22 protein-coding genes and 1 tRNA gene are annotated in these 22509 nt (G+C 62.9%); 6 read left to right on the forward strand and 17 right to left on the reverse strand.

The features are described 5' to 3' along the window. Positions 1-11: 11 nt before the first annotated feature. Positions 12-812, reverse strand: a complete 801-nt coding sequence (locus tag CHB88_RS08010; RefSeq protein WP_089398780.1) for a DODA-type extradiol aromatic ring-opening family dioxygenase — start codon at positions 810-812, stop codon at positions 12-14. A 108-nt stretch (positions 813-920) separates the two neighbouring features. Continuing rightward, positions 921-2099: a GNAT family N-acetyltransferase gene (locus CHB88_RS08015; RefSeq protein ID WP_089398781.1), complete on the reverse strand. Its 1179-nt coding sequence runs from the start codon at positions 2097-2099 to the stop codon at positions 921-923. A gap of 693 nt (positions 2100-2792) precedes the next feature. Here CHB88_RS08015 and CHB88_RS08025 point away from each other — a divergent pair. After that, a complete protein-coding gene (locus CHB88_RS08025) occupies positions 2793-3203 on the forward strand; it encodes a DUF3592 domain-containing protein (protein WP_176442374.1) in 411 nt (136 codons plus the stop codon). A gap of 112 nt (positions 3204-3315) precedes the next feature. Here the strand turns inward: CHB88_RS08025 and CHB88_RS08030 are convergent, their stop codons facing one another. Further along, positions 3316-3585: a hypothetical protein gene (locus CHB88_RS08030; RefSeq protein ID WP_089398784.1), complete on the reverse strand. Its 270-nt coding sequence runs from the start codon at positions 3583-3585 to the stop codon at positions 3316-3318. 427 nt (positions 3586-4012) lie between these two features. Between CHB88_RS08030 and CHB88_RS25120 the strand changes: the two genes are divergently transcribed. Beyond that, positions 4013-4930, forward strand: a complete 918-nt coding sequence (locus tag CHB88_RS25120; protein WP_089398785.1) for a hypothetical protein — start codon at positions 4013-4015, stop codon at positions 4928-4930. A 281-nt stretch (positions 4931-5211) separates the two neighbouring features. Here the strand turns inward: CHB88_RS25120 and CHB88_RS08040 are convergent, their stop codons facing one another. The 5 genes from CHB88_RS08040 to CHB88_RS25575 all read right to left on the reverse strand — a co-directional run bounded on the left by CHB88_RS08040 (position 5212) and on the right by CHB88_RS25575 (position 8273). Next, complete coding sequence (locus CHB88_RS08040) at positions 5212-5970, reverse strand: SDR family NAD(P)-dependent oxidoreductase (RefSeq protein WP_245844816.1); 759 nt, start codon at positions 5968-5970, stop codon at positions 5212-5214. A gap of 16 nt (positions 5971-5986) precedes the next feature. Beyond that, positions 5987-6826, reverse strand: a complete 840-nt coding sequence (locus CHB88_RS08045) for a universal stress protein (RefSeq protein ID WP_089398786.1) — start codon at positions 6824-6826, stop codon at positions 5987-5989. A gap of 17 nt (positions 6827-6843) precedes the next feature. Next, positions 6844-7059 carry a hypothetical protein gene (locus CHB88_RS08050; RefSeq protein WP_089398787.1) on the reverse strand — a complete coding sequence of 72 codons (216 nt, stop codon included), beginning with the start codon at positions 7057-7059 and terminating at the stop codon, positions 6844-6846. A gap of 368 nt (positions 7060-7427) precedes the next feature. Further along, positions 7428-7973 carry a sensor histidine kinase gene (locus CHB88_RS25570; protein ID WP_245844817.1) on the reverse strand — a complete coding sequence of 182 codons (546 nt, stop codon included), beginning with the start codon at positions 7971-7973 and terminating at the stop codon, positions 7428-7430. Between the two features lie 39 nt (positions 7974-8012). Continuing rightward, the gene (locus CHB88_RS25575) at positions 8013-8273 is read right to left on the reverse strand and encodes a hypothetical protein (RefSeq protein ID WP_245844819.1); all 261 of its coding nucleotides are present in this window, start codon (positions 8271-8273) and stop codon (positions 8013-8015) included. A 308-nt stretch (positions 8274-8581) separates the two neighbouring features. Here CHB88_RS25575 and CHB88_RS08060 point away from each other — a divergent pair, with 308 nt between their 5' ends. Then, complete coding sequence (locus tag CHB88_RS08060) at positions 8582-10483, forward strand: hybrid sensor histidine kinase/response regulator (RefSeq protein ID WP_245844821.1); 1902 nt, start codon at positions 8582-8584, stop codon at positions 10481-10483. A 232-nt stretch (positions 10484-10715) separates the two neighbouring features. On the opposite strand, the gene CHB88_RS08065 is transcribed toward CHB88_RS08060, so the two are convergent. Further along, the gene (locus CHB88_RS08065) at positions 10716-11006 is read right to left on the reverse strand and encodes a hypothetical protein (protein ID WP_089398788.1); all 291 of its coding nucleotides are present in this window, start codon (positions 11004-11006) and stop codon (positions 10716-10718) included. A 292-nt stretch (positions 11007-11298) separates the two neighbouring features. Between CHB88_RS08065 and CHB88_RS08070 the strand changes: the two genes are divergently transcribed. After that, positions 11299-11730, forward strand: coding sequence for a response regulator (locus CHB88_RS08070; RefSeq protein ID WP_089398789.1), 432 nt, complete (start codon positions 11299-11301; stop codon positions 11728-11730). A gap of 102 nt (positions 11731-11832) precedes the next feature. On the opposite strand, the gene CHB88_RS24350 is transcribed toward CHB88_RS08070, so the two are convergent. From CHB88_RS24350 to CHB88_RS08090, 4 genes are all read right to left on the reverse strand, one after another. Continuing rightward, positions 11833-12867 carry a hypothetical protein gene (locus CHB88_RS24350; RefSeq protein ID WP_143131185.1) on the reverse strand — a complete coding sequence of 345 codons (1035 nt, stop codon included), beginning with the start codon at positions 12865-12867 and terminating at the stop codon, positions 11833-11835. Between the two features lie 545 nt (positions 12868-13412). Beyond that, the gene (locus CHB88_RS08080; protein WP_089398791.1) at positions 13413-15836 is read right to left on the reverse strand and encodes a heavy metal translocating P-type ATPase; all 2424 of its coding nucleotides are present in this window, start codon (positions 15834-15836) and stop codon (positions 13413-13415) included. A 442-nt stretch (positions 15837-16278) separates the two neighbouring features. After that, a complete protein-coding gene (locus CHB88_RS08085; RefSeq protein ID WP_089398792.1) occupies positions 16279-17247 on the reverse strand; it encodes a ribose-phosphate diphosphokinase in 969 nt (322 codons plus the stop codon). Between the two features lie 8 nt (positions 17248-17255). Then, the gene (locus tag CHB88_RS08090) at positions 17256-17747 is read right to left on the reverse strand and encodes a CBS domain-containing protein (protein ID WP_089398863.1); all 492 of its coding nucleotides are present in this window, start codon (positions 17745-17747) and stop codon (positions 17256-17258) included. 254 nt (positions 17748-18001) lie between these two features. Between CHB88_RS08090 and CHB88_RS08095 the strand changes: the two genes are divergently transcribed. Both CHB88_RS08095 and CHB88_RS08100 read left to right on the forward strand, forming a co-directional pair. After that, positions 18002-18463, forward strand: coding sequence for a CBS domain-containing protein (locus CHB88_RS08095; protein ID WP_176442375.1), 462 nt, complete (start codon positions 18002-18004; stop codon positions 18461-18463). Positions 18464-18780: 317 nt separating this feature from the next. Next, complete coding sequence (locus CHB88_RS08100; RefSeq protein ID WP_089398794.1) at positions 18781-19947, forward strand: DSD1 family PLP-dependent enzyme; 1167 nt, start codon at positions 18781-18783, stop codon at positions 19945-19947. Between the two features lie 200 nt (positions 19948-20147). Here CHB88_RS08100 and CHB88_RS08105 read toward each other — a convergent pair. From CHB88_RS08105 to CHB88_RS08120, 4 genes are all read right to left on the reverse strand, one after another. Next, a tRNA-Met gene (locus CHB88_RS08105) sits at positions 20148-20224 on the reverse strand. Positions 20225-20435: 211 nt separating this feature from the next. Next, positions 20436-20606 carry a CsbD family protein gene (locus CHB88_RS08110; RefSeq protein WP_089398795.1) on the reverse strand — a complete coding sequence of 57 codons (171 nt, stop codon included), beginning with the start codon at positions 20604-20606 and terminating at the stop codon, positions 20436-20438. Between the two features lie 422 nt (positions 20607-21028). Beyond that, positions 21029-21478, reverse strand: coding sequence for a CBS domain-containing protein (locus CHB88_RS08115; RefSeq protein ID WP_089398796.1), 450 nt, complete (start codon positions 21476-21478; stop codon positions 21029-21031). A 271-nt stretch (positions 21479-21749) separates the two neighbouring features. Next, positions 21750-22409: an ankyrin repeat domain-containing protein gene (locus tag CHB88_RS08120; RefSeq protein WP_089398797.1), complete on the reverse strand. Its 660-nt coding sequence runs from the start codon at positions 22407-22409 to the stop codon at positions 21750-21752. Positions 22410-22509 lie beyond the last annotated feature (100 nt).

Consider the following 22509-nt stretch of genomic DNA (forward strand, 5'->3'; position numbering starts at 1 on the left):
GCGTATCCGGGTCAGCCGAAGCGGTAGGAAGCCATGGTCACGCCCATCGCGTGTTCGATGATGAGCCGCTCGCCCGGGCTGTCGCCGGCGGCGCCGGCGGCGGCGAACAGCGGCACGAGGTGGTCCTCGCGCGGATGGCACAGCCGGCCGCTGGGTTCCTGCGCCCAGTTGACCAGGCGTTCGATACGGTGCGCCGGATCGGCCACCGCCGAGTACAGGTACTGCTCGAACTGTTCCGATACCGCGCCGGCGGCCGGATGGCGGAAGGCCCGCATGTTGTGGAAGCTGAGCCCGCTGCCGATGATGAGCACCCCCTCGTCGCGCAGCGGCGCCAGGGCTTGCCCGAGCTTCACATGCTGCAGCGGGTCGTAGCTCGATTGCATCGACACCATCAGCACCGGCACGTCGGCCCCGGGGAATATGAGTCCGAGCGGGATGAAGGTGCCATGGTCGAAGCCGCGATGTGCATCCTCGCCGCAGGACAGGCCGGCGCCGCGGATCAGGTCCATGGCGCGCGACGCCAGCGCCGGCGCGCCCGGCGCGGGATAGCGGATCTGGTAGGTATGCGCCGGGAAGCCGGTGTAGTCGTACAGCATCGGCGGTCGGGCGCCGGTGCAGACGGTGAACTGCGGCTCTTCCCAGTGGCCGCTGATGATCAGCACGGCGGCGGGCTTGGCCGGCAAGGTTTGCGGCAGCTGAGCCAGCACCTTCAGCGTATTGGGATACTCATGCCGGCGCTCTTCCATGAAGGGCCAAGGGCCGCCGCCATGCGACAGGAAAAGAACGGGAAAACGGGAGGAAGAGGCTGTCATTGCAAACCAGACATCGAAGCAGCAGGGGAGAAGGCCTATTGTTGCATACCTGGTGCCTCAAAGGTTGGTGCAGCAGCCGGAGTGGACGTGTCCCCGCTGCCCGGTTTTTCAACCTTTGCTTGGCCTGGCCAGCAGCGCCTTCCACCCATTTCGCTTCGCCTCGCGCAGGCGCTGCATCACGCTGGCTGCTGCCAGGGACATCCTGTCGTCGCGGCGCTCTGCCTCCAGCAGCCAGAGCCTGGCATCGCGCACGCGGTTCTGCAGCGCCTGGCGGGCGAGGTGGCGGCCGTCGAGCAGCCAGTGCAGGCGGTTGCGATACAGCTCCAGGCGCGAGATGTCGCGCAGCTCGCCGCCGAGGCGAAACTTGTATTCATAGCGGCCGGACATCAGGTGGAAATGCCTGCCGCCGCGCTTGATGCCTTCGCAGATGGTGAAGTAGTAGCACAGGATGCCGAGGCTGTAGTCGTTGTACGCCGGATCATGGGCGATCACGTGCATGAAGTAGTTGTCGCGGATGCGGAAGCCGATGGCGCCGGCGCAGACCTTGCCGTCGATGCGGGCGACGCCGACGATGCCGCACTGCTTGGCCATCGAGACGATCCAGCGGGTCTCGTCCTCATCGATGCGCGAGACGATGCGCTTGCCCGCCATGCGCGTTCGGTTCAGGGCGATGATGTCGCGCAGGTCCGATTCAGCGATGCGGTCGGCAAGGTAGACGTCATAGGTATAGCTCGGAAACTTTTCTCCCAGCGTGGCGTGATAGCGCTTGATATTGCGCCGCATGTTCTTGCCCAGCCGCCCATGGTAGGCGTCGATGCTGTCCGGCAGGCTCACCACGATGTCCTCCGTCACCGGCACGCTGGCGTACGGATAAGGCAGGACGCGAGGAAGCTCGCCGGCCATTGCGCCGGCATTGGCCTTCCGATAGACGATCTTGCCGACCCCAGGATAGGTGGCGAACACATGCTGGGCGAAGCGCCGCACCGAGTCGGCGTCGATGCGGATGAATTCGCTCAGCACCGTCACCACCCGGCCCTCGCGGCGATAGAGGAAGATGTCGGTGATCCTGCCCTGCTCCCTGACCACGAAGGTACTGGCGCCCGGAACTTCGTCGGCGATGCGGTAATTGCGCAGGGAAGGCACGAGATGGTCATGCACCCGGTCGATTTCGGGGCCGGTGAAGTCGGGCACCTGGCCGTCGTAATCATGGATGACGGGAGTGGCGGGATCTTTTACTGCCGGCGCTTCAGGCTCCAGCAAGCCGATTTCGATATCCGGTGACTTCATGTTCCTCCTGCTGATGATGGCCGTGGCAGTTCAATCTCGTCTGTGACTGCGTGCTGCGGTTTCGATGCCAAAAACGCAGGCGAGTTACATCAGGGATATTGACCGGCATTAAGCGAGAGGAACAATGGAATTCCTCCAGGCATTTTCATCGGCAGGGCGTGCCGCCTAGGTGGGGCGGGATGCCGGTCTCGTGGGCGTCGTGACGCTGACGCTTCAGATGGCTCAAGGTTTCCGCCGGGCAGAGCCGGAGCGCACGATGATGGCGAATTTCCCGGCCGGCCAGCGCTTCGACGGTTTTTCCAGAGTCGGAATTGACTCTTGTGAGCACAAACAGCTGAGGTCAAAATGAAGAAATATTCGGCTGAAGCCGAATCAGTTCTTTGCCGTAGCTGATCATCTTTTTATGACCGACACACAGATTCCTATTATTGCTGCTTACTTGAGTAAGTATCACAGGAAGGGATTTGCCGATCCGCAGCGTGTAGTCAAGCTTGCCTCGATTCAAACCAACGTAGGAGATATAGCCTTCCAACACCGGCAATCACCGCGTTAGCGGAGCTACTGCCAACCTATATGCGGTAGTTTCATGACGTGAACTTGAAACCGTTATTTCATGAACCGTAAAACTTTTTTGACAGCTGTCTGGGCTTTAATTTTTTTAATGTTTTTTGGGTTCGGTGTCATTCATATTTTTTGAGCGCAAAGACCATCCTTGAAATTCAAAAGACGAACTACTGGCCTAGCGTTTCAGGAACTATCATCTCATCGCTAGTGCGTGTTGAAAAACGACGCGGCGTTAGCTATTGGCCGGAAGTGAAGTACCGATATCAGCACGACGGCCAGCTTTTCATAGGCTCCAAGATTTGGATGTACGAGGGTGGGGAAACTGAACCCACCGCAAGAGAACTTATAAATGAGTATTTACCGGGCAAACCGGTACGTGTCTACTTCGATCCTGAGAACCCTGCGTCGTCCGTGCTTCGCATAGGATTGAATCCAGGCGCAATTGCTTGGCTTGCCGTCGCTTTGTTCGGAACCGTTTTTGGGGCCGTGATGCTTTATTTCACTTTTTTCAGCAATCAAGATAGGCGCCGGCCAGAATAACTAGCTGACCGATCAAAGGTAGTGAGGTAGTGTCATCGGCGCCGCCTTCCCACCACCTTCACCCGCTCAAACTACCCCAACGCCACCTGCGCCGCCACGCCGCACCTCGCCATCACATCCAACCCACAAGCGCAAACCGAAACACGCCCGCTAAGGCCGGCAGATAGAGCGTAGCCAACGGCATCACGACGGCCGCACCGGCCACCAGCAGCGGAAGGCGGTTAGTCGACGTCAGCACATGCAGCGCACTGCGCCTCGGCGACAGGCCGGTAAAGATGGGCGCGAGGTTGGGCCAGCACCAGCACGATGAAGCCCGGCCGAGCAGCGCGTGCAGCAGGACCATGACGGCGATCGACACATGCATGGCCAACACATGGCACATGGAGATTTGCATGGCTGTGAAGATGCGCCGGCCGCGGCGGATGCTGAGGGCGATGGAGGCAAGACCATGCCGATCAGCATGATGCTTCGTTCAGATCGCCCAGCATGAGGCAGCGCGCGGGCGTCGCCAGCAGGAACATCGATTCGCGCCTCCCGTCCAGCAGCATACAGTGCAGCCGGTTGCCGCTTCCCTTGGCGCACGATCTGTATCGAATCCTGCAAGGCAATTGGGTCGCTTCGTTTCCTCATAAAAATCCCTGGCATTCGCTGCGCTGGTTTGTAAAAACGCCTCGCCTGATCCACCCGTCATCCCCTGCCAGCGGCCGTCCTATCTTCGCAGTACTCGCGGTTTTCCCTTATCAAATGCCGGCAGTCAAATGGCATACCCCATGCTTGCCATGCCCGGTCCACCACCCAAGGAGACTTCCATGCAAGCAAAAACCACCCTCATCGCGGCGGCCATCGCCCTGCTCTGCTGCGCCGGCGCCCAGGCGCAGAACAGTTCCGGCTCCTCGAATCAGCGCGACCAGTCCGGTTCGGGCGATCAATCCCAGAAGCAGCAGATCGATCAGCAGCACAAGGCGGCAATCGAAAAATGCAATGGCATGCAGGGCAATGCCAAGGACGTTTGCAAGGCAGAGGCCGATGCCCAGAAAAAAGTCGCCGATGCGCAGATGAAGCACCGCGGCGACAACTCGCCCAAGAGCCAGCTGGAGATGGCCGAAGCCAAGGCCGAAGCCGACTATGACATCGCCAAAGCCAAGTGCGGCCAGCAGGTCGGGGACGCCAAGAAAGCCTGCGAGGATGAAGCCAAGGCGGCGCAGAACCTCGCCAAGGCCCAGGCCAAGCGGCAATCGCTGACGCAGGCTGCCGGCGCGCAGAACGTCGGCAGCGCCACCAGTTCCGGTTCCAGCGGCACCGGCGGCGCTTCCGCCAGCAGCGCTTCGACGCCCAGCGCTTCGACCAGCCCGAGCGCCTCGCCGAGCACAGCCAGCACGCCGCCTTCCTCCGGCGCCTCCGCCTCGCCGAGCACCGGCGGCACGTCGGGAAGCAGCGGCACCTCCGGCTCGAGCAGCAGCGGCAGCGCCGCATCCGGTTCGCCCTCGGCCACCGGCACCACGCCCGCTACCGGCAGCAGCGCAGCGCCTTCGTCGAGCGCCGCGCCGTCCAGCGGCCCGTCGGTGGATTCCTCCAGCTCTCCAGGCACGTCCGGCTCGTCCGCTCCCTCGTCGCCGTCCTCCAGCTCCGGTTCCAGCCCGTCGTCCGGATCGACCTCCAGCGGCAGCAGCGCGTCCACCCCGTCGGCCGCGCCGGCTTCCCCGCCGCAGCCTGCCGACAGCAAGTAAGCGCCTTAGGCCATTGCCTCACACCCAGGCGCTGCCGCCGGTGTCCTGCATACCGCGGCAGCGCTGGGTCGGCCTCAGTCATCAGTTGCCGATGCCGACCACCTGAGCAAGGAACATCGTCACTCCACTAAGGCAGACGTTGCCGGCACTGGTCCCGGCGTTGTTGACAAGCGCGGCCGACGCGGCGACAGCAAAGCATCCTTACGACAGCGGCGCAGCGATTCCGGCAAAAGCTTGCATGGCGTTTTCCTTCTCATGATCGCGCCACTCCCAATGCCGCCTCATTGAGCGAGATAGCCGCCATCCACCGGATAGTAGGCGCCGGTGGCGAAGGAGGCGCGGTCGGAGCTCAGCCACAGCACCAGCTCGGCGACCTCGTTTGCTTCGCCGATGCGCCCCATCGGATGCAGCGCCGCCAGCGCTTCGAACGCTCGCGGCGGCAGATCGTCCAGCAGCGGCGTGCGGATGAACGCGGGGCCGACGGTATTGACGCGGATGCCGCGCGACGCATACTCCAGCCCGGCGGTGCGCGTCAGTCCGATCAGCCCATGCTTGGCGGCGACATAAGGCGCGTGTTCGCGGAAGCCCACCTGCGCCAGGATGGAAGCCATGTTGACGATGCTGCCGCCCCCCGATTTCAGCATGGCGGGGATCTGGTAGCGCATGCCGTAGAACACGCCGGACAGATTGACCGCGATCACCCGGTCCCACTCCTGCGGCGCGCATTCGCCCACGGTCGCCGCGGCGCCGCCGATGCCGGCGTTGTTGCAGGCCACATGCAGCGCGCCATAGTTTTGCATGGCTGCGTCCGCCAGCGCCTCGTTATCATCGGCGAGGGAGGTATCGGCGCGCACGAAGAGGGCATCGCCGCCGGCGGAAAGAATCTGCTCCACCGTCTCGTTGCCGCCCCGCTCGGCGATGTCCGACACCACCACCCGGGCGCCGGCTTCGGCGTAGGACAGCGCCACCGCCCGCCCGATGCCCGACCCGGCGCCGGTCACCAGCGCCACCTTGTTTGCCAGCGGCATGATCCGCACCATGGTCGCTCTCCTTCCCTCAATGCGTCATCAGCACCGGCGCCGTCATCGCCTGCAGCACGGTGCGCGTGACGCCGCCGAGCAGGATTTCGCGGAAGCGGGAGTGGCCGTAGCCGCCCATGACCAGCAGGTCGGCGCCGAAGTCGGACAGGTGCGACAGCAGCGCATTGCCGATGTCGATGTCGTCGCCGGCCGACTCGCGCGAGACTTCGACGTTGATGCCGTGGCGGGCGAAGTACTGGCCGATGTCGGCGCCCGGCAGCTCGTCCAGCGGCGTCTCGGCCTGCGCATCGAACAGCGCCACCTGCACCTGCTCCGCCTGCATCAGGAAGGGCATCGCCAGGCTTACGGCGCGCGAGGATTGCACGCCGCCATCCCAGGCCACCACGATGCGCTTGCCGACGCTGTTGAAAGTGCCGGCATAGGGCACGATCAGCACCGGCCTGCCGGCGTTCAGCACCACGTAGGCCGGCATGTCGGCGCGCTGGCCGAGCAGGGATTCATCCGGGTCGTCCTGGCCGATCACCACCAGGTCGCTGTAGCGCGCCTGCAGGCACAGCGCCACGCCGGGATCGTCCTCCACCACCCGCTTCTCGAACAGCGCGACGCCGGCGCGGTCGGCCACGCCTTCGAACTCGGCGAGCGCATCGGCCGCCTGCCGGTTCATGGTGTCGAGGTAGGCGGACAGCAGCACCGCCTCGTCGGCCATGCCCGGCATGTACAGGGCCGCAGGCAGGCCGGTGACGGCCACGCCCACCAGATGGGCGTCGTTGCGCAGCGCCAGGTCGGCGGCGATGCGCACGCGCTCGGCGTTGTGATCGGAATCGTTGACGTGGACGGCAATGGTTCGGTATCTCATGGCGGCTCCTCGGGGGATCAATGGCTGGATGACGGGCACACCGGCTGCTTCAGCAAGGGGATGCGCTTCTCATCGTTCGAATACATGAATGCCGGGCGCCGGCAGCAGCGGCGGATAGCCCGCCGCCGGCGCGCCGATGGACGGCGGCGCGGCGCTCCAGTCAGTCGGCCCAGGGCGGCGTAAAGTGGCCGGTCCACATCGTTGGGCGGCTTGATGCCGGGCGGCTGGTCCATGCCTATTCCAGTTTTCGGAGGTCATGGCATGAGGAGGCTCATGCGTGGCTCTCCGCTCATGCCGCCGCAGGCGGTGCCCGCGGTACTCGGCATAATCAGAATTTCATCCTATCGGCGCAGGGGAAACGCCGAAAGCGGGGTATTTGATGTGAATCAAAAACGTCAAGATAATAATTTCCTCCAAGGCCGGCGCGAGGACCGGCGCACCTTGGCGCAAAGAGGATGACGGAAAAAGCAGCGGCTCCAGGCTGTCCGCAACGCGGCGAAATATTCAGCCGGCCGCCTGGATCGAGCCAGCACTTGCTGCGTGACGCGGCCGGAAATCTGTTGATGCCGTTGCACCTCCGCCCATGCAGGCGGAGTTTGCGTCACTGCGAAGGCGCGGCCTTACTGCGCGGCACCGCCACGATGAACCGGCAACCGTGGCCGATACCGTCGCTCTCGGCGCGAACGGAGCCGCCATGCAGCTCCACCAGGCTTCTGACCAGGGCAAGTCCGATGCCCAGGCCGCCTTGCGAACGGTCGTGGCTGCGTTTGGCCTGCGTGAAAAGATCGAAGGCCTGGGCCAGCATGGCGGAATCCATGCCAATGCCGTTGTCGGATACGCGCACGCCCACCTGCCGCGCATCGACCTCCATGTCCAAGACGATCCGGCCGCCGTCCGGCGTGTACTTGGCGGCATTGCTGAGCAGATTCGCCATCACCTGCACCAGGCGTTTGCGATCGCCTTCCACCAGGACGGAACCAGGTGGCAGCCGCAGTGCCAACTGATGTCGGTGCCGCTCGATCAGCGGCCGCGCCTGCTCCACCGCATCGTTGATGATGTCGGCCATGTCCAAGGCCTGACGGTCGAGGGTGATCAAGCCGCGGGTCACGCGCGAGACATCGAGCAAGCCGTCGACCAGGCCGGCCATGTGCCTGGCCTGGCGCGCGATGATTTCGCTGGTTCGCCGCTAACGTTCCGGATCCGGGCCGGTCGTGAGCAGCAGGTCCGCAGCCGACGCGATGGGCGCCAGCGGATTGCGCAGCTCAAGCGCGAGCATGGCCAGAAATTCATCCTTGCGCCGGTCCGCTTCACGCAGCGCCGCTTCCGCCCGAATGCGGTCGGTTACGTCCATTTGCGCCACTACCGCGCCGGTAGAAAAGCTCGACCAGTCATGCAACCGCAAGCGTGCGGCGATGTCGCCGCCGCCGGCGAATGGCTTCTTTGTCATTGATGCTTATGGCCAAACTTTTCTTACCCGCATGCTAGTCATGGCTAGGGTTTCGCAGAGGACTGGAGCACGATCATTTGATTCGCATCTAAGATGCATGCCAAGTGCCTGTTACAGCAAGCTTTATTGCGCTCGGCAGGGAACCCGAAGTTTTTCAGCAGCCGGTTTCCCGCATGCCATGGCAGCTTGCTGCCACATCGCCATGGACGTCAGGAGTAAAATCTACGGTTGCCAAGCGCAGACGCACCAATGAAAACTAACAATTGGTTCGTTGCGCATCCTGTTTATCCCCTTAGGTTTTTTATTCGATGTCCCAACCGTCCGATGCCGCCCGCTTTCACCTGCTCGTTTCCGGCGTCAACGACTACGCGATCTACATGCTGTCCCCGGAAGGCAATGTCGTCAGCTGGAATGCCGGCGCGCAGCGATTCAAGGGATACACGTCCGACGAAATCATAGGCCGGCATTTTTCGCTTTTCTATACCGAGGAAGACCGTGCCAAGGACAAGCCGGCCTGGGTGCTGCAGACTGCGCTCAAGGAAGGCAAATACGAGGAAGAAGGCTGGCGGGTGCGCAAGGATGGGACGCGCTTCTGGGCCAGCGTGGTGATCGACCCGATCCGCGACGAGCAGGGCAATCTGGCAGGCTTCGCCAAGATCACGCGCGACATCACCGAGCAGAAGAAGGCGCGCGACGCCATGCTGGAGAGCGAGCAGCGCTTTCGCTTCCTGGTGCAGGGCGTGACCGATTACGCCATCTTCATGCTCTCGCCGCAGGGCGAGGTCAGCAACTGGAATGCCGGCGCCCAGCGCATCAAGGGCTATGCGCCGGAAGAGATTATCGGCCAGCACTTCTCCCGCTTCTACACCGAGGAGGATCGCGCCATCGGCCTGCCTGCGCGCGCGCTGGAAACCGCCCCGCGCGAGGGCCGCTTCGAGAACGAAGGCTGGCGGGTGCGCAAGGATGGCACCCGCTTCTGGGCGAACGTGGTCATCGACGCGATCCGCGACGATCAGGGCGGGCTGCTCGGCTTCGCCAAGGTCACGCGCGACATCACCGAACGGCGCGATGCCGCCCAGGCCTTGGAGCGGGCCAAGGAAGCGCTGTTCCAATCGCAGAAGCTGGAAGCCATCGGCAAGCTGACCGGGGGCGTCGCCCATGACTTCAACAACCTGCTGGGCGTGCTCTCCACCGGTCTGGAAATCCTGGCCCGCGAAGTGCAAAGCCAGACCGGCATCAAGATGATGGCGGCGATGCAGCGCGCGGTCACGCGCGGCGCCACGCTGACCCAGCAGTTGCTGTCCTTCGCCCGGCAGCAGCCGCTGCGGCAGGACCGGTACAACCTCAACGCCGTGATCGGCAAGTTCGAGGCGGTGCTGCGGCGCGCGATCGATGAATCGATACGCTTCGACCTCAGGATGGACCCGGCGCTGCGTCCGGTGCAGATCGATGCCGCCCAGTTCGAGGCGGCGCTGCTGAACCTGGTCAGCAATGCGCGCGACGCGATGCCGGATGGCGGCACGCTGACGCTCTCCACGGAGAACGTGCAGCTGGGCGAGAACCAGGTCGATCACCTGCCGGCCGGGCAGTTCATCAAGGTGACGGTCGCCGATACCGGCTGCGGCATGTCGCCGGACGTCGCCGCCCGCGCCATCGAGCCCTTCTTCACCACCAAGGAGGTAGGCAAGGGCACCGGCATGGGCTTGAGCCAGGTATATGGTTTGGTGCAGCAATGCGGCGGCGATCTGGAAATCGCCACCGAAGTCGGAAAGGGGACCGTGATTTCGATCTACCTCCCGGCCCTGGGTGCCGAAGACAGCCGGGACCTGGCGTCGGCCGAGACCAATGCGGGCAACGACAAGGCGCTGGTGGTGGACGATCAGCCGGATGTGCTGGAGGTGGCGGCCGAGATGTTCCGCAGCATGGGCTACGACGTGCTCTCGGCGAACAACGCCGCCGGCGCGCTGGAGATCTTGAAGCGCACGCCGGACATCGATGTCCTCTTTTCCGACGTTGTGATGCCCGACATCAACGGCGTCGTGCTTGCCCAGGAAGCGCGCAAGCTGGTCCCTGGCATCAAGGTAGTGCTCGCCTCCGGCTATCCGGCGCCGGCGCTGAACGAGGAGAACGCCAGCATCCGCAGCTTCCAGTTCGTGAGCAAGCCGTATCGGCTGGCGGAGATTATGCGTAAACTGCGGGCGGTGGATTGAGCTGGAAGAGTTCACCGCCAGCTTTCAAGGAAGTAGTCGCTCTGCAACCCGAATTCATTGTCCTGGTTTTTGGAGGAAAAGACACCATCCGGTTTGCTCGCCCGCAAATGGAAACTCACTTCGATGCTTCCAAACCTGTAACTGCAAATGGCCCTTAAAAATGGCAGTCAATCTTTAGGAAATGTTGTAGATGACTGCCTGGCGTAAGAATCATATGCACTGTCAAGTTCAGTCACAGTTGCCTGTTTCCAGAGGCTTCATCTACCCATTTTCTAGCAATCTCAGGATCGATGAAGGCAGATATTGCTTCATCTGATAATTCACCGGAACCGTCCGGGGACCACCCGCCAATACAAGTGACGTCATCGAACTTAAGATTGAAGGCTTCCCAGAAGTGGCACATCATTTCAGACACATTCAGATCGTAGTCAACCAAAACATACAAAATATCGGCACTGGTTTTCCCATCGCGCTTCATTCTTCTCATCAGTGCAATTATTGCCGGATTATTATCGAACTCCATTATTAGGATTCCTTAATATAAGCGTTGAGGCCGAGTGAAATCACTGCGCTTTGCAGATAGGTTTGAAGGACAGTCGTATTGTTTGAATCGAGTGCCAGCATCGGTATTGCTAACGGTGTTGATTGGCTAACTGAGCACCTCGTCAAGCATTGAACGTGCCCGGGTCTTAAGATGGCGCAGCTTGGCCTTCAACATTACATGGCACCGCTCAATCGTTAGCAGATCCGGCTAGCAAGGCGGCGGATGCATTAATTGTTGCTTTGGCCTGGATTGCATTCCGGGAGCCGTGCACTTGATCGTCGCACAGATTGTCAATGACTACCATCTCACCGTTGCGCAGACGCGATACCAACAGCTGCTTGGATTGGCAGAGACCAATGTCGGCACCGGCAAGGCGCTGGTGGTGAACGACCAACCGGATGTGCTGGAGATCCTGAAGCGCACGCGCGACATCAATGTCCTCTTTTCCGACATGGTGATGCCCGACATCAACGGCGTCGTGCTTGCTCAGGAAGCGTGCAAGCTGGTCCCTGGTATCAAGGTGGTGCTCGCCTCCGTCTATCCCGCAACGGAGCTAAACGAGGAAACGCCAGCATCCGCAGCTTTTAGTTCGTCAGCAAGGCGTATTGGCTGGCGGAGATCATGCGGAAGTTGCGGGCGTTGGATTGAGCTGCCATTAGTTTCGCTGACTGAATCTGGTGGGAGGCGCTACGCTGCTGCGTAGATTCGGGTGATGAAGCGCCGCGCCGTGAAACGCTGGTTGGCAACCTAGGGCTTCCATGTCCGGAGTTCCAGATTACCCATGATGACTCAGCCAGAGCTCCAATTAGCGTGTTTTCCCATCAGTCTGCGCTTGCCGCGAGATTTTATTCAGGGAGGAGCCAGGATTCAACACACTATAGAGGTTAATCAGCGCGCCAATCGCCGTCGCGTTTGCTTCATCCATATCCGTCCCCTTGGAGTCGAGCTGGTCGTTCATCACCTTTAGCAAGTCGCCTAGAGTCTTGATATTCGGATTATCTTTAATGAATTTCTCCAATTTGACTGCTTGCTCTTCAAGCTCCTTTATTTCTTGCTTTTTGACCTCACTTAAGTCTTTTGACGTCGAGAGCTCAGCAACCTTCGCCTTTGCAGCGGCAATAACTTGATCAATAGGGAAGCCCATCGCTTGGGAATTCAAGCCAATCATCTCGCTACTGATTGTCTCCAGCATGGACTTGACCAAGGCAATTTGAGATGTGGCCGACTGATCTGCTTCGTTAGTTTGATTAGCGGTGTTATTGGAAGTGGTCGCAGGTTGCGAGGAATTATCGCTAGGGTTAGCAGAGTCTGCTTCCGGCTGCGCTGCGGCCGATTGAGCGGCAGTCGATGTTTGCTGGACATCACCAGTGGCAGATTGTTGAGAGTTTGTTGGCTCAGTTTGCGAAGCGGAAGAAGGCGTTTGCGTTGCAGTGTTCCCGACAGATCGATTGGCCCAAGCCAATGCACGAGGCAAAAACTCATCGAAACCTTTCTGGTTGAGCCATCCAAGCCGGTTCCCAAGGGAGAAGAGCTGAGTGCCCAAGTCCATTGCTTGCTGTTTCAAGCCAGTATCCAATTCCGGGTTGTTTAAATAATTCACGAGAAGCGCGGCTGCATCCCTAATTCGATGACCCTGGTCTCCAATCTGGCCCTGAGTAAGGTTCAAGATCTTAGCGATGGTCTTGTTTAACTCTGCCTTCGTTGCATTGAATTCTTGACTAGTTAGTGTTGAATTGGTTGATGCTGGCGACTTCGAGATGGCCGGCGCCGCTGGCTTCGGTTCGGCTTGAGATGCGGCTGATGGTTGGTTACCGCGGCTTACGCTAAGGTCATTAGGCATGACATCTCCCCTTAAATTGGTTAGAGGCCGCAGTGACGGGCCTCGCGCACAAGGCTCTGCAATTGCAATGCCACCCGCTTAACCAGAACGGACGATTTCGCTAATTTAGGAATTACACAACTACTCCTGCATGGCACTCAGGGGCGAATGATGGCATTGAATACGTGTAGAAGCAGGATGGAAAGCCTTGCCACTCTGAGCACTGCTGGCCCCATTAAGCCAAGGACTCGACAAACTATCGCGTTATAGCGACGCGATAGAGTCGGTTCCGTGGCCAGCGCAGCCACCCCAGCGCCACTGGGCGGGCGGCAAGTTATCCGGATACCGGATGAGATTGACTGGTGATGCCGCCCATGTGCAATCTGGATTTGTTCGCGTCGCCGTCATGTGCTATTCCCGGTTTGACCTTGTCATATTTGCGACACCCGCAACAGCGGGCAACCATAGTCAAACGCCTTGAGAGTTACCCATCCTGCCCGGCAACGTGAATGCCCACTATCATGCGGTCGCTTGAGCCATGGCGATCGATCGAAGTCCGCCAGGCTTCACCGCCCCGCCGGCCGCCACCCCCGCAACAGCAACGCATTCGTCACCACGCTAACCGAACTGAAGGCCATCGCCGCGCCAGCGATAACCGGGTTGAGCACGCCGAAGGCGGCAAGCGGGATGCCGACCAGGTTGTAGATGAAGGCCCAGAACAGATTCTGCTTGATCTTGCGGTAGGTGCGGCGCGAGACGTCGATCGCGTCCGCCACCAGCGCCGGGTCGCCGCGCATCAGGGTGATGCCGGCGGCATGCATGGCGACGTCGGTGCCGGTGGACAGCGCGATGCCCACGTCCGCCGCCGCCAGGGCTGGCGCATCGTTGATGCCGTCGCCCACCATCGCCACCCGGCGCCCGCCCCGTTTGAGTTCTGCCACCGCGCCAGCCTTGTCGGCGGGCAGGATCTCGGCGCGGAACTCGGCGATGCCGAGCGCCGACGCCACCGCTTTCGCGCTGCCGGGGTTGTCGCCGGTGAGCATGATGGACGACACGCCCATGGCCGCCAGCCGCGACACCGCCTCGCGCGCGCTGGCCTTGATGCTGTCGCCGAAGGCCAGCAGGCCTTCCAGCGCGAGGCTATCGTCGCGCTTGACCGCCAGCCAGGAGACGGTGCGGCCGGCGGCTTCATGGGCCTGCGCCTGCATTTCCAGCGCCGTCGTCGGCGCGCCGATCTCCTGCATCAGCCGCCGGTTGCCGAGGTAAATGGTGGCGCCATCCGCATCGGCCTGCACGCCGCGCCCGGGCAAGGCCTTGGCCGCGGTGGCAGCGAGCCTGGCGATGCCGCGCGCCGCTGCCGCCTCCTGCACCGCCCGCGCCAGCGGATGGTCGCTGTACTGCTGCACCGCCTGCGCCAGCGCCAGCAGCTCGTGCTCGGCGCGGCCGGCGCTGTCGACCGCCGCCACCGTCGGCTTGCCTTCGGTGAGCGTGCCGGTCTTGTCGAAGGCCACCATGCTGACCGCATGCGCGGTTTCCAGCGCCTCCGCATCCTTGATCAGGATGCCATGCCGCGCCGCCGCGCCGGTGCCAACCATGATGGAGGTTGGCGTGGCCAGCCCGAGCGCGCAGGGGCAGGCGATGACCTGCACCGCCACCGCGTTCAGCAGCGCCTGCTGCCAGTCGCCGGTGATCATGCCCCAGCCGAGCAGGGTGATGAGCGAGATCAGCAGCACCACCGGCACGAAGATAGCGCTCACCTTGTCCACCAGGCGCTGGATCGGCGCCTTCACCGCCTGCGCATCTTCCACCAGCTTGATGATCTGCGACAGCATGGTGGCGCCGCCGACGGCGGTGGCTTCCATCACCAGCAAGCCTTCGGCATTGATGGCGCCGCCGGTGAGATTGTCGCCGACCGTTTTCGACACCGGCAGGCTTTCGCCGGTGAGCAGGGCTTCGTCGAGATGGCTGCTGCCTTCGACGATGCGGCCGTCCACCGGCACCCGCTCGCCCGGCCGCACCACCACCCTGTCGCCGACCCGGACCGAGCCCACCGGAACCTCGCGCTCCTGGCCATCGCGGCGCACGGTGGCGACCGTCGCCCGCAGCGATTCGAGCGCCTTCAGCGCCGCCACCGTCTGGCCCTTGGCGCGGGCCTCCAGCCACTTGCCGAGCAGGACCAGGGTGATCACGACCGCCGAGGATTCGAAGTAGAGATGCTGCATGCCTTCGTGACCGCCATGTTGCAGCAGCAAATAGAAGGAGAGACCGTAGGCGGCGCTGGTGCCGATGGCCACCAGCAGATCCATATTGCCGCTGCCGTTGCGCAGCGCATTCCAGCCGGCGCGGTAGAAGCGGGCGCCGAGCCAGAACTGCACCGGCGTGGCCAGCGCCAGCTGCAGCCAGCCGGGCAGCATCCAATCACGGCCGAAAAGCAGCCCGATCATGGGCATCACCAGCGGCAGGCTGAATAGGGCCGAGGCTGCCACCGGCCACCATGACGGCAAGCCTCGGCTCTCCTTCGCCGGCGCGCCGGCTTCGTGTACCGGCCTGGCTACATAGCCAGCCTTCTCGATGGCGGCGATCATGGCATGCACCGGCACGCCGCTGGCCTTGACCTGGGCTTTCTCGGTGGCGAGGTTGACCGAAGCATCGGTCACGCCAGGCACTTTCTTCAGCGCTTTCTCCACCCGGGCCACGCAGGAGGCGCAGGTCATGCCGGCAATCGAGAGCGAAACCGACTCCTCCGGCACTTCATAGCCGGCTTTCTCCACCGCGTCGGCCAGCGCCTGCAAGCCGACGCTGGCATCGGCGCGCACCGTGGCCCGCTCGGTGGCGAGATTCACCGAAGCGGTTTCCACACCGGGCACCTTCTTCAAAGCCTTTTCCACCCGCGTGACACAGGAGGCACAGGTCATTCCTTCGACCTTGAAGCTCAATTCGTTGTGGCCGATCTGCTGAGGCTTGATGCTGGTCTTGACGACGGTATCCATGGGGTACTCCTTTCATACCCTCAACGATAAACCTTACCATGATTGGAGAGTCAAGCGGTATTCGGCATGTCGGTCGCGGGCTGTGCTGGCGGAGTGCCAAGCCTAAGCATCCGCCAGTTCGATTGCTCTACCGCAGCGCGGCCGGCGCCAGGTTGTGCATGACGAGAAGAAAGGCGGTGGCATCCACCGGGCGCCGTCCGAGTCCAGCGCGGCCGGCCGCAATGGGAGGCTGTCGTTGTGCTTCTGCATGGGCTTGCACTCGTTGCGCGATGATGCCCGGAGGACTGAAGCGATGACATGCGGCTCGACGGGCATGCAGCCGAAGCCTTGACGGTATGAACCATGCCATCCATCCTGACTGGCGCGAAAAACCGGCGCGGTGGACTGCGATCAACTATAAGCTGAACGACGTTTGTCCTTGCTGCAGCGGCAATGACGGTGATTACGTTGCGCCGATCAGCGTCGCGAACAACCCGGCGCAGCTCACGCTCGACAGCTTCGCGCCTACCGCTTCGGATTCCAGACGCCATGGCGGCACGGTGTCGGTGACGATGATGCGGTCCAGCGCCGCATCCGCCAGCACCGTATTGGCCTCCTCCGCAAAAGCGCCATGGGTTGCGCAGGCGATCACGCTGCGCGCGCCGGCGGCACGACAAGCCCGGGCAGCGCGCACCAGCGTGGCCCCCGTGCTGATCAGGTCGTCGAAGAGGATGGCGAGGCGGCTGCCGACGTCGCCCACCAGCAGGTCGCCGCTCAAGCCTTGCTCGCTGCGATGCTTTTCCGCGAAGGCGATTCCGACCGGCCGGTCCAGCCGCTGCGCCAGCAGCTCTCTCAGGCGCTCCGCCCGCTTCATGCCGCCGGCGTCGGGCGACACCACCACGACATCGGCTTGACCCACAACCGGCAGCAGCTCCGCGACGAACAGTGGCGCCGCCTCCAGGTTTTGCGCAGGAATGCGGAAGGCATTGTCGAAGGCGGCGGAATTATGCACATCGATCGTGACAATGGCGTCGGTGCCGACCGCCTCGAACAGCTGCGCCACATAGCGCGTGGCTACGCCATCCTGCGGACGGGTGCGCCGATCCTTGCGCGCATAGGCAAGGTAAGGCACCACGGCCGTCACCCGCGCCGCGCCGGCATCCTTCAGGGCGCCGATGAAGAACAGCAGCCGGCACAGCTTGTCGTTGCCGCTCTGGCTGCGGTCCGCATGCAAGGCATGCACCACGAACACCTGCCTGCCCTGCACCTCGTCCACCGGCCGGGTCTTGTGCTCGCCATCCTCGAACTCCCGCTCCTCGTGCGCCGCCGGCTCCAGGCCGAGGTGGCGCCCGATGCGCTGGCCGAATTCGCTGCTGCCGTGCAGCGCGAACAGCAGCGGCGGTTTCCCGGCGCCATCATGGATCGATGTCATCGCGCCGCTCAATGCTGGATGGCGCCGGCATTGCCGCTCGGGCCGAAACCGCCGCGGCGCTGCCGGCGTTCGGCATCCTGCTGATCCACGACCACGCCGGTCATCAGGGAGAGTTCCATGGTGAGAAGGCTGAACACATCATCGGCGCTGACGATGCCGTACAGCCCGCCCGACTGCGCCAGCACCGGCAGGCGGCGGATGTTATGCGCCCGCATCAGTCGAAGCGATTCGAGAATGCCGTCGGTCTCGCTGACGGCGACGAGGGGACTGCTCATCATGTCGCCGGCGGTGAAGACGGTGACGTCGAGCTGCAAGGCAATCGTCTCGACCACGATGTCGCGGTCGGTGATGATGCCGATCGGACGCGCGCCGCTTCCCTCGCCTTCGACCACCACCACGTCGCCGACATGATGACGGCGCATCAGCGCGGCGACTTCCGGCAGCGGCATGTCCTTGCCGCAGGTAATGACATTGGTGGTGCAGCATTCGCTGATGGGCATGGCTGTCTTCTCCTTGATCGTCATGATTGCCGCAGTCACCGCAGATCATGCTGCATCGAAACCTCGATGGCTGACGTTCATTGCGCGCGGGCCTTTCTCGGTTTCAGGCTAGGCCAGCGGAGTTGCGGCCTCTTTGAGCTAGGTCAACCGGCGCCGGCACCGGTAGGGCGCACCATGGACGGGCCGAATTGCATGGCGGCCGCGACGGTTCCGCGCATCGGACTCGAACTTACCTGACAGACATGGAGACGGCGATGAATGACAGCATGACGGTAGGCGACTTGTGCAATCGCGATGTGATAGTAGTGACGGAAGACATAAGCCTGAGGCAGGCGGCGCAGCTGATGCGCGACCATCACGTCGGCAGCCTGGTGGTGGTGAGCGATACGGCGCGCGGCCGGGCGGTGATCGGCATGCTGACCGACCGCGACATCACCGTGATGGGCGTGGCGCGCGACTTCGATCCGCAGTCCCTGAGGGTGGCCGACATCATGAGCACGGACCCGGTCACCGCGGAAGAAGGCGATTCGGTGAATGAAGTACTCGGGCTGATGCGCACCCGCGGCGTGCGCCGCATTCCCGTCACCACCACCGAAGGGCTGCTGGCCGGCATCATCAGCATCGATGATCTGCTGGATGTCATGGCGGAAGAAATGCAGGGTTTCGTGCAAGCCATGGCTCGTGCGCAGACGCGCGAAGCGCGGATGCGGGTGTAAGACGGCAACGCGCAGGAGTTAACGCAGACGGAGGCCGCCAGTACTTCAGTGAGCGCGTGCCGGAACATCGATGCTGGCTGCAATGCCGACCGCATGAAGGAGAGGAGCATGACCCCGACCAACAGTACGCCGATCGGCACCCAATCCACCAAGCCGCCGCAGCCAGCGAAGCGCATAGCGATTTTTTCTGTCCTAAGGTGAAGCGGACGTCCAGGCGCACGCGCTAGCCGCAGCGCCATGCCAGCCCTGCGGCAACCGGGGACGAGGAGTGAGGGCACGCGCTAGAATGAGCATCCGATTCGATCCGGCTCCTCTCCATGACACGTCCTCCCTTGCACGTACCGGAACTCGTCCTGCCTCCGGCGGCGCAGCCCGGCATGACGCTGGCACAGGTCGATACGCCTTCTTTGCTGCTCGACCTGGACGCATTCGAGCGCAATCTCGATCGCATGCAGGCGCATGCGGCGCGCGCCGGCGTGGCACTGCGGCCGCATGCCAAGGCGCACAAGTGCCCGGCTATCGCGCTGGCACAGGTGGCGCGCGGCGCGGTCGGCGTCTGCTGCCAAAAGGTGAGCGAAGCCCTGCCCTTCATGCGCGCGGGCGTGAGCGACATCCATGTCAGCAACGAGATCGCCGGACCGGCCAAGGCGAGGATGCTGGCAACGCTGGCGCGCCATGCGCGCCTCAGCGTCTGCGTCGATGCCGCGCAACAGGTGGCCGTGCTGGCCGAAGCGGCGAGCGCGGCCGAGGCGCGCCTCACGGTGCTGGTGGAGATAGACGTCGGCCAGCGCCGTTGCGGCGTGGGCGATGCCGAGCAGGCCCTGGCGCTGGTTGACTGCATCGATCGTCATCCCTCGCTTCGCTTTGGCGGTCTGCAGGCGTATCACGGCGGAGCCCAGCACCGGCGCACCCGTGACGAACGGCGGGAAGAAGCGCGTCGCGCTGCCGAAAAGACAGGCAAGGTGCTCGTCCGGCTCCAGACAGCCGGCGTGACCTGCGATGTGGTCACCGGCGGCGGCACGGGCAGCGTCGAGTTCGATCTGGCAAGCGGCGTCTACACCGAAGTCCAGCCCGGCTCCTATGTTTTCATGGATGGCGATTACGGCCGCAACGAATGGGCGGATGCTTTCCGCTTCGAACAGAGCTTGTATATCGATGTTGAAGTGATGAGCGTGGCGGCCGGCGACCGGGTGATCGTCGATGCCGGCCTGAAGTCGATGGCGGTGGACTCCGGCCTGCCCGGGATTCGCCATGCGCCAGGCGACGCATCGGGCGCCGCCTCTGCCCTGCGCTATGTCGCCGCCAACGATGAACACGGCATCATCGAGACGGACAGCGGAGCGCTGCCGCCGCTCGGCACGCGCCTGCTGCTGGTGCCGGGCCATTGCGATCCCACGCTCAACCTGTACGACGAGATCATCGGCTTCCGCGGGGAGACGGTCGAATGCGTCTGGGCGGTGGCGGCGCGGGGGTTCAGCCGATGATGGGTCAGAACTGCGCCGCCTTCAGCGGCGGCAAGACGGTTCGAAATCGATTCGTGCGGCGGCACATGGGGCAGCTCGGCATTGCCAGTGCAAGGCGGCGCTCGCCAGGAAGCAGTTGAATGCCGAAGCGAACCGGAAAAACAGGCTTGACTAGGGAAAAGCTGGAAGAAAAAACCTGGGAGGGAAAAACAAGGAAGGTTTGGTTGCGGGGGCAGGATTTGAACCTACGACCTTCGGGTTATGAGCCCGACGAGCTGCCAGACTGCTCCACCCCGCGTCTGAAGAAAATGATTATAGCGCCTTATGAAGGACTTGGTAAGCCCTTTCTGCCGCACCGGATGCAAGGCCGGCGCGGGACCGCCGAAAGGATGGCAAGGTCAATGCATCAAAGCCGAAGCAAACGAAAAAGCCGCGGCATGTGCGCGGCTTTTTCCGAGCGTGGTCGAGAACCGATCGACCGACGCATTCAGGCGTGACTCACGCCGGCGTTACTTGTTGAAAACGTCCTTCACGCCACCAACCACTTTGTCGACCTTGGCCTCGCCCTGCTTCTGGGCACCTTTGTCGACCTGATGCTGGTTGTCAGTGGCCTGTCCCACCTTTTCCTGGATCTTGCCAGCCGTATCCTTGATGCTGCCTTTGATTTGGTCGGTGTTCATGGAAAATCCTTTCGAATCGTGAATGCAGTTTAACTGCGGTAAGGATTAGACCATGAGCGTGCATGAAAGTTGTCGCATTGCCAGCGGCCTGCAAGAATCTCATTTTTCCTGAAGAAATCCTTGCTTCAGTTTATCCATTCATTGGCGCATCGCCCTGGCGAGATGATTCCGGCGATGCAGCCCGACCTACGAGCTTAGGTTGCATGCGGCCATTATTGACATGGTGCACGATGTATAGCAGGAGCCAGCCGGCCAGGCCAGTGAACGGGAAGCAGCGCGTCGCGTACACAAGGTCGTCAATACGTACAGGCCTTGCATCCTCGCGGTGGTTCCAGGCCAAAGTCAGCGGGCGCAATCAAGACGGCTTCCCGGCAGCCTCCTGGAGGCATGCCGGTCGGCCCGCCGGCGGGCACGGTCACCGGTCAGCGCCGGATCCGGCTTTCCACCTTGGGCTGCTCGGCCAGCACGGTGGTGATGGTGGACAGCTCGCTGGCCAGCGTATTGATGATGTCGTCGATGGAGACGATGCCGCAGAGCGTGCCGTCGGGCCGCACCACCGGCAGCCGCCTGACCTTGAGCGCGGACATGCGGCGCAGCGTGTCGACGAAGCCCGTGTGGTCTTCCACCGTCTGCAGAGGCGAGCTCATGATGTCGGCGGCGGTCAGCATCTCCATGTCCACGCGCTGTGCCACCACTTCCACCACGATGTCCCGGTCGGTGACGATCCCGATCGGCATGCGCGTCTCGGCTTCGCGCCCGACCACCACCACATCGCCGACGTGATGCCTGCGCATCAGTTCCGCCACTTCCGGAATGGTCGTCTCGGCGCGGCAGCACACCACGTCCATCTTGCACAGTTCTCCGATAGGCATGTCGTTCTCCTGAAGCGTGGATTGGGAAGACCATCGATCACAGTCTAGGCGCTCAAATCAGGAGGGCAATGTCCCTGGCGAACGGCCGCAGCGCATCCGTTGCCCGCCTGATCCGGGCAAGGCGGCGCCTTTTCCCGGGGCAAGGAAGCCCTTCGGCCCGGCGCCGATTTCCTTTTCGAGACGGCGGCGATCCCGCTTCGATTACGAACGCGCACGCGGCCGGGCGCCGTGGCGCCTCCGGACACGATTGCCGCCGTCGGCCGCAGCGCGGCTAGCGCACGCCTTCCCGCTCGAGCAGCGCCACCACGTCGGAATGGCCCGCTTCCCGGGCGATCTGCGCCGCGGTCTTGCCGCGGTTGTCCTGCATGCCGGCATCGGCGCCGCGCTCGAGCAGCAGGCGCACGGTATCGGCCTGGCCGGCGCCGGCGGCCCACATCAGGGCGGTGAGGTCGTTCGCATAGCGCTGGTTCACCGGCACGCCTTCCTTCAGGAGCATGTCGACGATGGCGGTGCGTCCCTCTCCAGCAGCGTAGACCATGGCCGTCTTCCTGACGCGGTCCGAGGCATTGGGGTCGGCATGCCGCTCCAGCAGCAGGCGGGCGATCTCCGCATTGCCCTCGAAGGCGGCCGCCATCAGCGGCGTGACCCTGGCGAGGTTGGCCAGTTCGATGCTGGCGCCATGCTCGATCAGGTACCTCGCCATGTCGGTGCGGTTGCTCTTGATGGCGATCATGAGCAGGGAATCGCCGATGCGGTTGCGGGTATCGGGCGCCGCATGCTGGTCGATCAGCGTCTGCAGCTTCGGCAGGTTGCCGGAACGGGCCGCCGCCAGCGCGTCGCGGTTGGTGTCCATGGAAGCGGTCTGCGCCCACGTCGCGCCGGAACATGCCAGCGCCAGCGCGGCGCCGCAGCGTCTCGCAATACGATGCATATCAAGTGTCTCCTCGGGACTGGATTGATGTTTTCGAAACCCGGATTACGATGGATGTGGCAGGCAGGGCGATGCATGCCGGGCCCATCGATAACGACAC

It is taken from the genome of Noviherbaspirillum humi, assembly GCF_900188095.1.
Taxonomy (GTDB): Bacteria; Pseudomonadota; Gammaproteobacteria; order Burkholderiales; family Burkholderiaceae_D; genus Noviherbaspirillum; species Noviherbaspirillum humi.